The following is a 13,373-nucleotide window of genomic DNA, read 5'->3' on the forward strand; positions in this document are numbered from 1 at the left end:
AATTAAGTGTTAAATTTTCGCTCCATAAACGAGAGCAAAGACAAGAAAGGACTTTTTTATGTCTGCGAAACAACTTGATCAAGTCGCTCAGGCAACAAAAACAGCTTTTGTATTTCCCGGTCAGGGTTCACAAAAGGTTGGCATGTTGGCTGAATTGGCAGAACAATTTGCCAGTGTTGAAGCAACATTTGCAGAAGCCTCTAAAGCGGTTGGATTCGATTTGTGGCACATTGCACAATCTGGTGAAGGTTTAGACCAAACTGAATTTACCCAACCGGTATTGTTAACTGCCAGCATTGCTTTGTGGCGTGTATGGTTAGAACTTGGTGGTGTTGCACCAAAGTATTTGGCGGGACACTCACTTGGTGAATACAGTGCGTTGGTTGCAGCAGGAAGCCTAAGCTTAGGCGATGCAGTCAAGCTGGTAAACTTGCGTGGCAAGTTGATGCAAAGTGCTGTACCTCAGGGTAAGGGCGCAATGGCGGCCATCTTAGGTTTAGATGATGCGCAAGTTGTTGCTTTATGCCAACAAGTTTCGAGTCAAGCTGAAGGTTCAGTTGAAGCGGCTAACTACAATGCTCAGGGTCAAGTGGTGATTGCTGGTGAAAAAGCAGCAGTTGAAGCAGTCATGGCTTTAGCCAAAGAAAACAGCGGCAAAGCGATTGCACTCCCAGTTTCTGTTCCATCGCATTGTTCATTGATGAAGCCTGCTGCAGAACAGTTCGCAGAAGCTTTGGAACAAACTGCCATTGAGCTGCCTAGCATACCTGTAATACAAAATGTGGGCGCGGAAATTGCTACAGATGTAGCACAAGTCCGCCAAGCACTTACCGCTCAGTTATATGAGTCTGTACAGTGGACCAAAACCATGCAGTTTATTCAGGATCAAGGGATCCAATATGTTGCAGAGTGTGGTCCAGGCAATGTTTTGGCAAACTTGGCAAAACGTCTACCTAATATTGAAAAAGCATTTCCACTCGATAGTAAATCACGCTTGGAAGATGCACTAAATGCCATTTTAGTGGCTGAAGGAAAAATTGCATGACACAGGAACGCAAAATTGCACTCGTGACAGGTGCAAGTCGAGGGATTGGTGCTGCCATCGCTCAGCAACTTATTCAAGACGGTTATTTTGTTGTGGGTACTGCGACATCTGAGTCAGGTGCAGAAAAACTTGCTGTAAGCTTCGGTGAACACGGTGCAGGTAAAGTGCTTGATGTTCGTGATGGTGCTGCCATTGATGCGCTTGTCACTGACATTGAACAAAACTATGGCCCTGTGTTGGTTTTGGTGAACAATGCTGGGATTACCAAAGATAATTTGTTACTACGTATGTCAGAAGATGACTGGGATGACATTTTAAATATCCATTTAAAAGCAGTTTACCGTTTGTCGAAACGCGTTTTAAAAGGTATGACCAAAGCGCGTTTTGGGCGAATTATTAATATTAGTTCTGTGGTTGCACATTTTGCTAACCCAGGTCAGGCCAACTATTCAGCAGCGAAAGCTGGTATTGAAGCATTTAGCCGTAGCCTTGCAAAAGAAATGGGCAGCCGTCAAATCACTGTAAACTCAGTGGCGCCTGGTTTTATTGCAACAGAAATGACTGAGCAATTAAGCGAAGATATCCGTAAAAAAATGAGTGATCAAGTGGCCTTAAACCGTTTAGGTGATCCACAAGATATTGCAAATGCGGTGAGCTTCTTGGCATCAGACAAAGCAAATTACATTACTGGTACGGTAATGCATGTAAATGGTGGTCTATACATGAGCTAATTGGCTGATGGATAAACTTTCAAAATTTTAAAGATTCAATTAAACTAACGGCATTAAAAACGCCACAAGCAATGAGGAGAATTCCTGTGAGCGATATCGAACAACGCATCAAGCAAGCAGTTGCAGAACAACTTGGTCTTAAGGCTGAAGAAATCAAAAACGAAGCATCTTTCATGGATGACTTAGGTGCTGACTCTTTAGACCTTGTTGAGCTTGTTATGTCTTTCGAAAACGACTTTGACATCACAATCCCAGATGAAGATTCTAACGAAATCACAACTGTACAATCTGCGATTGACTACGTTTCTAAGAAACTAGGTTAATACATATTGTTTCAGCTTTGCTGAATGAAAAGGCCACCCAGTTGGGTGGCTTTTTTATGCCTTTCAAAAAATGCAAAGCACCTAACTCACCTTTAAAATCTGCTATTTACTCGGGTAACTTACAAAGCTTTACCTTAAGAGGACTATTCGCTACCAAATCTGTTGTCTTTTTTGGGTATAAAAAAGGGTGTCTCATTTTTGAGCATTCAATATAACAACACTGATATAACAAGATGGAGCATACACATGGGTCTTTTTGATTTTGTTAAAGGCATTGGTAAGAAAAACACAGCAGCCGCCGAGCCTCAAGCCGCACCAACCACACCAGCAGAGCCATCGGCTCAAGAAATTGCCAACAAGTTATTGGGTCATATCAAAGCATTGGGCTTATCTGTGACGGGACTTTCAGTCAGCTATAACTCCACCACGGATTTGGCGACCGTGAAAGGGCAAGTTCAGACTCAAGCCGATAAAGAAAAGATTGTTTTAGCCGTCGGTAATATTGACCATGTAGCACAAGTCGATGATCAACTCACTGTGGCTAGCCCTGAACCTGAAAGTAAGTTCTACACAGTTAAATCGGGGGATAACTTATCGAAAATTTCCAAAGCATTTTATGGTGATGCCAACCAGTACAATAAAATTTTTGAGGCCAACCGTCCGCTATTGAAAGATGCAGATGATATTTTCCCAGGCCAAGTCCTACGTATTCCTGCTTAAGTTCAAAGGTTGAAGAAAAGGCGCATGAAGCGCCTTTTTTATTTGAGAGTGGAATGTTGATCGAGTGCTTAGTGACTTGCTTTCACAACAGCATGCTGATTGAGCATACCTAAAGTAATTTTTTTTACTTCATCTCGACTTTGTTGAATGTGAGCACTGATCTTTTCAACGGCAAGCTCCGTCTGTTGCTGTGCTATATAATTCAAAATGGCTTGATGCTCCGCATAGGTGGCTTCAATTCGATCCATTTTTGAAAAATCGAGGCGCCGAATAATGCGAATTTTTTCACTGACCTCTTGGTGAATTTTGATCATTTCTTGATTGCCAATGGCACGAACCAATGCACAGTGAAAATCTTCATCAATTTTCGCCATGGCTTTTAAACTTGACAGATACTGCTCAGGTGCAACCATCCAAGTCTTGTGCAAGTGTTTCATTTCCTTCGATGGCTGAGATGCACTGCTGCATAACTTTCGAATTGCATACTGCTCAATCATGATGCGTAGCTCATACAGCTCATCGTAGTATTGCAAGTTCAATGGACGGACAGTCCAGCCACTACGAAATGCTACCTCTACATAGCCTTCTTGTTGCAATCGATATAGCGCCTGCCGCGCAGGCGTGCGGCTGACCTGATAGTTCAAGGCGATTTCGGATTCGGTAAAACGTTCACCCGGCATCAATTTGAAATCAAAAATATCGTTCTTAATTTTCTGGTAAACCAGTTCAGACAAATTGTCTGAACTTGAACCTGCACGTGTCATATTGGGCATGTGTTATTCCATATAAACCAAAGGCTCACCGCTATGAACGGTTTGTCCAGCCCGACAAATAATGGCTTTGACAGTACCATCATCCGCAGCGTACACCGGTAATTCCATTTTCATGGCTTCAATGATAGCAATGGTTTCCCCTTTTTTCACAATCTGACCTTGTTCCACTAATATTTTCCAAATATTACCGGTCATCGAAGCATGTAGTGCTGCATAGGCGCTGTAGTCGGTCTCATCAGGTACTTCTGCAATCAGATGTTCTTGATGATCAACACTTTCTTTCCATAAGCCGACTTCAGCGCTAAAAGCCTGTTGTTGCTGTGCTTTAAACTCGGCAATGCTGTCTTTTTCATCTTCAAGTAGTTGTAAATACGCTGCATAGTCAAATTCAGTGTCTTCAATTTGAATTTGTGTTTGACCATTTTCAAAGTCGGCACGCCATTGCTCTAACTCTGACTCAGATACGGGGAAGTATTTGATTTGATCAAAGAAGTTTAAGAACCATTGTTTGTCGCCAAACTGTTTGTTCTTTTTGAACTTATTCCAAATGGGTAGAGTGCGTCCGACCAGTTGGTAGCCGCCTGGAGAGTCCATGCCGTAGATACACATATACATGCCGCCAATGCCTACGGTACCTTCAGCGGTAAAAGTACGTGCAGGGTTGTATTTCGAGCTTAATAAGCGATGGCGTGGGTCAATCGGGACTGCACATGGGGCGGTGAGGTAAACATCGCCGAGGCCTAAAATGAGGTAATGGGCATTGAAAATAATTTCTTTGACTTGCTCACGACTGTCTAAACCATTTATGCGTTGAATAAAATCGACATTGTTCGGTAGCCAAGGCGCTTTGGCACAGACACTTTCTTGATAGCGTTCAACGGCACCTAAAGTTGCGCTGTCTTCAAATGCCATCGGCAGATGGATGATCCGTGACGGGATCTTAATTTGGCTTAAATCTCCCATTTGCTGTTCAAGTTTGAGTAGAAATTCGATCAATTGATGCTGTGGAAGCGTGAGTCCATCATATTTGATTTGCAGCGAGCGTACACCGGGGGACAGTTCCAATATGCCTTTAATATTGGCTGCGCGGATTAATTGTATCAATTGGTGAACGCGCAAGCGCAGGGCCAAGTCTAAAACGTTGTCACCGTACTCCAGTAAGATATAGCTGTCACCCGCTTGGCGGTATACCGTGCGTGGAGACACGTCAGTTGCCTCTAAGCTGGCAAGAATTGCGGATGGCGGAATGTCACTGCTTGGCGGCTCAGAATTAAGGGCTGCGTGGGCAAAGTTTTCGATCCGTTCAATTTGTTGTTGTTCTAAGGCATTGGCTTGTTCAACAGTTAAAGGATAAAAGCTGATTTTATCATCGGCTTTAAGCTGACCCACTTTCCAAAGTTCAGCTTTGGCAATAGTTACAGGGCAAACGAAGCCCCCCAGGCTTGGCCCATCTTTGGCGAGAATGACAGGAAAGTCACCTGTGAAGTTAATTGCACCAATGGCATATTCACAGTCATGGACATTCGATGGGTGAAGTCCTGCCTCACCGCCATTTTCACGTGCCCAGCTTGGTGTTGGCCCTGACAGTCGGATGCCTAGACGGTTGGAGTTAAAGTGTACGGTCCATTCAGATGCAAAAAACTCTTCAATATATTCGGGTTTAAAGAAGTCAGGTGCACCATGTGGTCCATACAGCACCCCAATTTTCCACTCTTTGCCATAGCTTGGAATCAGTGCAGGAGATAGAGCTTGTGGTTCTTGTATGGCTAAAGGGATATCGCTATTTGGATGGGCTGTGTTGACGAGTTTGATCATGTCACCTGCACGAAGCACACGTCCTGCATGCCCGCCAAAGTTACCTAAAGCAAAAGTAGAACGACTGCCCAAATATAGGGGGACATCGAGCCCATGACGCACTGCTAAATAGCTACGACAACCAGACTCGACCTGTCCTAAGCTGAGTACTTGACCTGCGCAAATGTGAATCGGTTGCCAAAAGTTCACGGGCTTATCGTCGAGTTGCGCAGGGCATGGTGCACCTGTGAGTGCAATCACAGTGTCTTGGTGAAACTTGAGACTTGGGCCTTGCAGAGTGAACTCGAAGCCTGCTGCGCTAGCATCATTCCCTACAATTTGATTGGCCAATTGAAAAGCATAGTCATCCATAGGACCCGATGGTGGTACACCGATATCCCAATAACCAACACGTCCCGGAAAGTCCTGAATCGAGCTTTGTGTACCAGCTTGGAGTACTTCAATCACATTCGGTACGTAGTCAAAGTCATCTAGCAAGCGTGTCCAGATTTGCATTTGTGCAAAGCGTTCATCAGAGATCACGCTATGTGCATAGTCTAAATTGGTGCTGATGCCATTTAAACGAGTTTGAGAGAGCACACTTTTTAGTTGCTCAATGGCTTGTTCACGGGTGTCCGCATGTACGATGATTTTGGCAATCATTGGGTCAAAATATTGCGAAATTTCTGTTCCTGTTGAAACCCATGTATCAACACGACAATTGTCTGGAAATACAACTTCGGTCAGTACACCAGGGCTGGGTTGGAAGTTTTTAACTGGATCTTCTGCATAAATACGTACTTCAATCGCCGCACCTTGTGGTTGGATGTTGCTAAGTGCATTCCAATCCAGTGCATCGCCCGCAGCGACTTTAAGCATGCATTCAATCAGGTCTAAACCCGTCACCATCTCAGTGACAGGATGTTCTACTTGTAGGCGCGTATTGACCTCAAGGAAGTAAAATTCATCACGTGCAGCATCATAAATAAATTCGACCGTACCTGCGCTGCGGTAATTGACCGATTTGCCTAGTTCAACTGCTGCTTGGTGTAGTTTTTGACGTGTGGCTTCGGGGAGATGAGCCGCTGGGGTCTCTTCCACTACCTTTTGGTTACGACGTTGCAATGAACAGTCGCGTTCGCCCAATGCAACCACTTGACCTTGGCCATCACCAAAAATCTGAACTTCGACATGACGCGCACGGTCAATAAATCGTTCTAAAAATACGCCCGAATCTTTAAAAAATTGTGCGCCTAAACGTTTGACGCTTTCATAGGCTTCAACTAAGCCTTGTTCGTTATCACAGCGGGTAAGACCAATACCACCACCGCCTGCGGTACTTTTCAGCATGATGGGATAACCGATCTCTGTAGCCGCAGAAATTGCCTCATCTAAGCTTTCAAGTAAGCCTGTACCCGGTGTCATAGGAACCTGTGCAGCCGCCGCCAGTTCACGCGCACGGTGTTTTAAACCAAACTCTAAAATTTGTGTCGCGGTTGGCCCCATAAAAGCAATATTATTTTTTTCACAAGCCTCTGAAAATTCAGCACTTTCTGATAAAAAGCCATAGCCTGGGAAAATAGCTTCTGCCCCCGTTTTTTGTGCAGCTTCAATCAATTTTTCAATGCTTAAATAAGTGTCGGATGGTTTTAAGCCGTCTAAAGCAATGGCAATGTCTGCATCTTTGACATGTTGTGCGTAACGGTCACTATCTGAATATACCGCTACACTGGTCAGCCCCAGTTTTTTTAAAGTGCGAATTGCACGTACGGCAATTTCGCCACGGTTTGCAATCAATACAGTTTTAAACATTTTATAATTCCTAAATTTGACTAAGCTTGTTCTACTTTTGAATTGTTACAGTGTTGGATATAGGTGCGCCAACCGCCAAAGTGACTGATATTTTCGGCATCGTTCAAGCCATAAGGTTCGCAAATGAAACCTTTAACCCATCGACCGTCTGCCAGTTCGACATTGCCCATGCCCAGTGGTGTCGGAATCTCTGCGACAAATTCTCCAAAGCGAGCGGTGGGTACATCCCACAGTTCAACAATGATCTGCTGACCGTGTTCATCGACTCGGGCTAGACCGGGTTTAGGTGGGATCGTGCCATTCAGTGCAAACAGGGCATAGTGCTCAGCGGTATACGTGGTTTCCACAAGCACAGCATCACGTGTGAGCAATTGGAAGTTCAACGGCATTCCAGTCAAGTGTGCTCCAACCACCGCAACACGGATATGATGTGGAGAGACTGAGTTCTGTAGCCTTGGAATGGGTGCATAGCGGTCTAAAGCCCCCAGCTTTAAGTTCAAATGCGTCTGCCAAATTTTTCCGAATTCAATCAGAGCTTGGTCATACCATGCAGGTGCAATTAGGCTGATGCCGAAAGGTAAACCGTCGGTGCGGAAACCTGCGGGTAGGGCGAGAGCACTTAAATCGGCGAGGTTGGTAAAATTGGTATAAGTCCCAAACTCAGAGTTCAGACTAATCGGTGATTGTTCCATTTCTACAAGGGTATGAATGGTTGGGGAGGTAGGAACAATCAATGCATCAAATTGGGCCAAAGTATCTTGAATTTTTCGGGTCAAGTCTTGCTTTAAGTACTCTGCGTTATAGGCATCAACTGCACTAAAATCATGACCTTTTTGAATGATTGTGCGCACTGTCGGATCGAAAACCTCAGGCTGCTGAGCCAATAATTCGGCAACCGCCGCCGTACGTTCTGCCACCCATGAGCCTTGATAGAGTTGAGCTGCCAATTGTTCAAAAGCCGAAAAATCAATTTCAGTAATTTCAGCACCGAGAACTTTTAACTGTTCTACAGCCAGTTGGAAGGCATACTTAGCTTGGTCATCTCCAAAGAATTCCAGTTTTTGGGGAATAGCAAAATGCGGTTTAGCCGAGAGTTTCGCAGGTGTAGTCTTTGGATGCTGGCGTGAATAGCTATCTAGCGCATCGTAGTGTTCTATCATTTGGGCAATGGTGTCGGCGTCTGTTACAGTTAATGCGAAAATCGAAATACAGTCCAAGCTTTTACAAGCTGGTAATAAACCACGATTTGAAAAACGGCCTTTAGTCGGTTTTAGTCCAATAATATTGTTAAATGCAGCAGGAACACGGCCAGAGCCTGCAGTATCTGTTCCGAGTGCAAAGGGCACCAAGCCACGAGCTACAACACTGGCTGAACCAGAGCTAGAGCCACCACTGACATAGTCAGCGTTAAACGTGTTACTGACTGCACCAAAAGGAGAGCGTGTCCCGACAAGCCCCGTTGCAAACTGGTCTAAATTGGTTTTTCCCACAACAATGGCCCCTGCATTTTTAAGCAGGCGAATGGTTTTCGCATCTTGCGTAGCAACAGTTGTCAGGGCCTTGCATGCGGCCGTGGTGATAAATCCAGCAACATCGATGTTATCTTTCACTGCAAACGGAATGCCGTATAAAGGAAATTCTTTGCTGAGGTCTGTGGCTTGATCTGCTTTTTGCTTTAAGGCTTCAATTTGTTGGGAAAGTATTTCTGTCGTAGCAATTGAAATCCATGCATGATCAGGTTGTGGTAATTGCGCTACATAGTCGATTAAATCTTCAAGATGAATGTCTTGGTTGAGATAAGCGGTTTGCCATTCTTGAAGTGTCCAGCCAATGCATTTGTTCTGACTCATTTTTTGCATTCCAACTTGTATACATGATGGAATACAAAAATGCAGAATCTATGCCAATCTAATCAATTTGATTTGTTTTTGGTTATAATTGTTATAAATCAATTGGTTGTAGTTAAGTTTTTGGTTTAATTAAGTGATTATAAGTGTTTTTAGAGTTGCACCAAAACAAGCGCATAGGGGAGCTAATGGTGCTTTTTATGATCAAGCCTTGGATAATTTGACGTTAAACTATTTAAAAATAGGGTTTAAATCATATTCGTTTTTTATGTGAATTAAAGCCAAAAGAATTGAGGTTAAAACATATTCTAAAATAGGATGATTCAAAGAAAATATACACACTCAGTTTTTAATTTTTATGTATAACTTAATGTAATTTGAGCTATACCAAATCTGGAAAGTTGCAAGTTTCATTTAACTCTTGACCAATACAACCGTTGAAATTTGCAGAGATAATCAATAAATCACGCGTATAACTTATAATAAACTATAATTTTTCATTCAGATTTTCTCATCTTTCCTGTGTAATTAATTCTATGCCATATATTGATATACATAAGCAGGCTGGATCTCAATTCAAACATCTGACGTGAATAACTGGGTCTTTTTTTCGAATAATAATTGATGTACTTAACTTATATTTATCCTGCATAAGGTGATGATCTAAACTGTCTGTCGATAGCAGATCAATTGCTACTATGTATAAGCTATTGGTAGTAGCCTACTGTATCATCTATTGGGGAATGCCTATATTTCCTGATAAGCAACAGCTTCAAGAATTGCGGGTTATGTAGAAGGCTGTAATTGTTAACGGGTTAAATGAAAGTTGAGCAAATTGCAAACCAGTATGAAAAAAATAAAATTTTAGTGGTTTGGTATTAACTGAAAAACTTTAATATTTCTAGAGTGGATAAAGGAATGAATTTGGTTAAGGCTGAATATGACTGGGATAATATCAAAACTATAAAAATAGAAACTTACAGATGGATCGGTCATTTATTGAAAAAAGCTCTGAAACTTAAAAATTCTATTAAAGTTACAAAAAATTAAAGAAATTTTTTGAGACTTTTGTACAATCAGCCACAACTTAAAATTTAATAATAAAGATGCCCAATAATATTTATGCTGCAATAGAGCAACTTGGACTTAGTGCACAAAAACGTGCCATTCATATTCAGTTCAGCAATACCTCGCTTAACGAACAAGTATTCCTTCAGCGCATAGATGGAACACATGAACTGAATGCAGGTATAGAGTTACAGCTCCTTTGCTTATCTACCTCCGCTCATATTCCGTTAAAGCAATTTATTGGTAGTCAGGTGGCTGTCGATATTGTCACTGATAAATCAGAACTCAATCGTATTTCAGGCATCATCACCAAGGCTGATGTAGGGGCAAGCGATGGCGCTTTAACCATATACCGTTTAACCGTGGAAGACCCGACAGCCTTATGGAAGCATCGACGTAATTCTAGAGTTTTCATGGCGAAGTCTGTTGTTGATGTAGTTCAAACCATTTTTGCCGAGTGGCAGCAACGTAGTCCCTTATTTGCTTCAAGTTTGATTTTGGATAAAAGTGGTTTAAGTAAAGAATATGATGTGCGCCCATTTATTATGCAAGCGAATGAGTTGGACAATGAATTTATTCAAAGGTTACTCTCTTCAGAGGGGATTAACTGGCTTATTGATGAGTCTCAGCTCAAAGTGTCCAGTTCAAGTGAACCTATTCAGCCACAAAAACTTAGACTGATTGATGACAACGCCCAATATCAAAGTTTAGAGCGCCAGAATATTCGCTTCCATCGTAGCAGTGCTGTAGAAAGCAGTGATTCGATTACAAATTTGGTCGGGCAGCGTTCTATACAACCAACATCTGTGCATATTCAGCATTGGCAAGCAAACACTTTAGAAGTAGAAGAAGGTGCGGGTTCAGTTCAAAGCAAACATAGTCATAGTGATAATCAAGACAACGCCAGCCTAGGTTTAGAGCAAGCGTGGCATTTCTCACCTGCATGGATACAAGATCTTAAAGGTGAAGATGGAACGACCAAATCAGGCAATAGTCAGATTGAAAAGTTTAATCAAAATCTTGGTCACTTTTACGACTTACAAGCCAAGCAATTTATGGCTACCTCGACCGTACGAGATGCACAAGTGGGTTACTGGTTTGAACTCAATGAGCACCCTGAAATTGATCAGCATAGTGGCTCAGACAAAGAATTCTTAATCACATCCAAAAAATTCTATAATCAGAATAATTTACCTAAAGATTTGACCGATCAAATCACAGCTTTGCTGAAACAAACCAATTGGCAACAGGTTGAAATTACAACAAATAATAAAGAAGAACGCCAAGCCAATCACCTCGTCTTACAACGACGTAATATCACAATTGTTCCAGAGTACAATCCGCTGCGACAACGGCCTATTGCATCACCACAACGCGCGAAAGTGGTTGGACCAAGTGGTGAAGAAATTCACGTGGATGAATGGGGGCGTATTAAAGTCCGTTTCCTGTTCACGCGTAGTGAAGACAATACTCACGATGGCGGTGCAGGTTCAAATGACAATGACACAGATTCTGCTTGGGTTGATGTGCTCACACCTTGGGCAGGTGAAGGTTATGGTGCACGCTTCTTACCGCGTATTGGTGAAATCGTAGTTATCGACTTCTTTGATGGCAATATCGACAGACCCTTTGTCGTGGGGCGCATCCATGAAGCACAACGTCATCCAAGCAAGTTTGACAATACAGGCAAACTGCCTGATACCAAAAAACTGGCAGGGATCCGATCAAAAGAGGTTCAAGGAGAGGGCTTTGGGCAACTACGCTTTGATGACACGACGGGTCAGATCAGTACCCAACTACAAAGCAGTCATGGTGCAACACAACTGAATTTAGGGAATTTGAGTCATCCTAAAGAAACGGACACGAGTGAAGGGCGAGGTGAAGGTTTTGAACTGCGTACTGACCAGTGGGGAGTCGTCCGTGCAGGGCAAGGCTTACTTGTTTCCACGTATAAACAAGATCAAGCCAAAGGTGAGCATCTAGATGCTGAAGTTGCCAAGAAACAATTAGAAGGTAGTCAGACGAACAGTAAAGCTTTAAGTGATATTGCTAAAAATCAAAAGACTGATGAAATTGAATCGCTTGAGCATCTTAAAGAATTTGCAGAACAACTCGAACAAAAAATTGCAAAATTCAAAAAGGCAGTTTTATTACTCAATTCACCTGATGGAATTGCGCTAAGTACAGCTGAAGATATTCATTTCTCTGCTGATTCACAAATCAATCAGATTGCAGGCGATAGTATCAACTTCAGTACTCAAAAGAACTGGATTGCTCAGGCGCAAAATAAACTGAGCTTGTTTGCTGCGCAAGGTGGTATCAAAGCTGTAGCAGCACAGAGTAAAGTTGAGATCCAAGCTCAATCCGATGCGTTGGATATACTTGCTAAAAAAGGCATTATTATTTCCTCGACAGAGGACCGTATCGAAATTAGTAGTCCTAAAGAGATTGTCATCACAGGGGCTACATCACAAATCACCTTAAATGGTTCTGGGATTTTCCCAAAAACAGGTGGTGAATTTAGAGTGAATGCAGCACAGCACGTGTTCCAAAGTGGGGCGACAGCGAGTACCAAATCAAGTTTACCACCACCACCGAAGCGTGGTCAGGGGGTACTTGAGTTATTACATGATTATGCACATGGCGATTTTGTTAAACAGGGCGGCTATACCGTTACTGATTCACTTGGTAAGCAATTTAAAGGGCAACTGGATGATAAAGGCTTTGTCCGTGTTTCAGGATTAGCGACAGGCGCAGCCAAAGTTGTATTTGAAGAAGATCAACGTAATCCATGGGATGAAGCGAGTGACTTTAAACGACCACCTATGTGGCCAAATGAAAATGATCCTGATGCACAAAGTTTAATGGGGAAGGCTGAATCTGTACTAAAAAATGCAGTAAGTGAAGCGAAGAAAACATTAGGTCAAGCATTTACCAATCCTGAAACAATTAAGAAAACAATTGGAGCAGCCAGCATGTTGAAAGATGGAGGGGCAAAGACATTGCTCCCAATGCTAAAACAAGGTGCTGAAACGCAGTTGACCAATCAAATCGCCAGCTTTGTACCCAAAGCACTTGGACAAAATTCTAAAGGGCAAAGTATAGCCAATGGGGTGCAAGGAGTTGTTGCTAGCAATAGCCTAGAACCAATCAAAAATCCATTAAGACAAAAAGCTTTAAATACCACGGGTCAAAGCACAACTTTGATCAATAGTAACCCGATGAATGCTATGAATTTAACATTTAAGTAAGAATTGAGA

8 protein-coding genes are annotated in these 13,373 nt (G+C 42.6%); 5 read left to right on the forward strand and 3 right to left on the reverse strand.

Annotation, left to right across the window (positions count from 1 at the left end; all coding sequences use genetic code 11):
• The first annotated feature begins 58 nt into the window (after positions 1 to 58).
• The 4 genes from fabD to lysM all read left to right on the forward strand — a co-directional run bounded on the left by fabD (position 59) and on the right by lysM (position 2,819).
• A complete protein-coding gene (gene fabD, locus AXW61_RS08895) occupies positions 59 to 1,045 on the forward strand; it encodes an ACP S-malonyltransferase (RefSeq protein ID WP_062034056.1) in 987 nt (328 codons plus the stop codon).
• Positions 1,042 to 1,776 carry a 3-oxoacyl-ACP reductase FabG gene (gene fabG, locus AXW61_RS08900; RefSeq protein ID WP_062034057.1) on the forward strand — a complete coding sequence of 245 codons (735 nt, stop codon included), beginning with the start codon at positions 1,042 to 1,044 and terminating at the stop codon, positions 1,774 to 1,776. Before fabD ends, fabG begins: the two co-directional genes overlap by 4 nt.
• Positions 1,777 to 1,862: 86 nt before the next feature.
• Positions 1,863 to 2,099 carry an acyl carrier protein gene (gene acpP / locus AXW61_RS08905; RefSeq protein WP_004695351.1) on the forward strand — a complete coding sequence of 79 codons (237 nt, stop codon included), beginning with the start codon at positions 1,863 to 1,865 and terminating at the stop codon, positions 2,097 to 2,099.
• 246 nt (positions 2,100 to 2,345) lie between these two features.
• A complete protein-coding gene (gene lysM / locus AXW61_RS08910) occupies positions 2,346 to 2,819 on the forward strand; it encodes a peptidoglycan-binding protein LysM (protein WP_062034058.1) in 474 nt (157 codons plus the stop codon).
• Positions 2,820 to 2,887: 68 nt separating this feature from the next.
• On the opposite strand, the gene AXW61_RS08915 is transcribed toward lysM, so the two are convergent.
• The 3 genes from AXW61_RS08915 to atzF are packed head-to-tail and all read right to left on the reverse strand — an operon-like array spanning position 2,888 to position 9,048.
• Positions 2,888 to 3,592: a GntR family transcriptional regulator gene (locus tag AXW61_RS08915; RefSeq protein ID WP_062034059.1), complete on the reverse strand. Its 705-nt coding sequence runs from the start codon at positions 3,590 to 3,592 to the stop codon at positions 2,888 to 2,890.
• 3 nt (positions 3,593 to 3,595) lie between these two features.
• Positions 3,596 to 7,198: an urea carboxylase gene (uca, locus tag AXW61_RS08920; RefSeq protein WP_062034060.1), complete on the reverse strand. Its 3,603-nt coding sequence runs from the start codon at positions 7,196 to 7,198 to the stop codon at positions 3,596 to 3,598.
• Positions 7,199 to 7,218: 20 nt separating this feature from the next.
• A complete protein-coding gene (atzF, locus tag AXW61_RS08925) occupies positions 7,219 to 9,048 on the reverse strand; it encodes an allophanate hydrolase (RefSeq protein WP_062034061.1) in 1,830 nt (609 codons plus the stop codon).
• 1,103 nt (positions 9,049 to 10,151) lie between these two features.
• Between atzF and AXW61_RS08930 the strand changes: the two genes are divergently transcribed.
• Positions 10,152 to 13,364, forward strand: coding sequence for a type VI secretion system Vgr family protein (locus tag AXW61_RS08930; protein WP_062034062.1), 3,213 nt, complete (start codon positions 10,152 to 10,154; stop codon positions 13,362 to 13,364).
• Positions 13,365 to 13,373 lie beyond the last annotated feature (9 nt).

The sequence above is a fragment of the Acinetobacter sp. BMW17 genome, assembly GCF_001592855.1.
GTDB classification, from domain to species: domain Bacteria; phylum Pseudomonadota; class Gammaproteobacteria; order Pseudomonadales; family Moraxellaceae; genus Acinetobacter; species Acinetobacter johnsonii.

Excerpts from the sequence above, each read along its gene's own strand:
- fabD (WP_062034056.1), top strand. The coding sequence starts at position 59 with ATGTCTGCGAAACAACTTGATCAAGTCGCTCAGGCAACAAAAACAGCT.
- fabG (WP_062034057.1), top strand. The coding sequence starts at position 1,042 with ATGACACAGGAACGCAAAATTGCACTCGTGACAGGTGCAAGTCGAGGG.
- lysM (WP_062034058.1), top strand. The coding sequence starts at position 2,346 with ATGGGTCTTTTTGATTTTGTTAAAGGCATTGGTAAGAAAAACACAGCA.
- AXW61_RS08915 (WP_062034059.1), bottom strand. The coding sequence starts at position 3,592 with ATGCCCAATATGACACGTGCAGGTTCAAGTTCAGACAATTTGTCTGAA.
- uca (WP_062034060.1), bottom strand. The coding sequence starts at position 7,198 with ATGTTTAAAACTGTATTGATTGCAAACCGTGGCGAAATTGCCGTACGT.
- atzF (WP_062034061.1), bottom strand. The coding sequence starts at position 9,048 with ATGAGTCAGAACAAATGCATTGGCTGGACACTTCAAGAATGGCAAACC.
- AXW61_RS08930 (WP_062034062.1), top strand. The coding sequence starts at position 10,152 with ATGCCCAATAATATTTATGCTGCAATAGAGCAACTTGGACTTAGTGCA.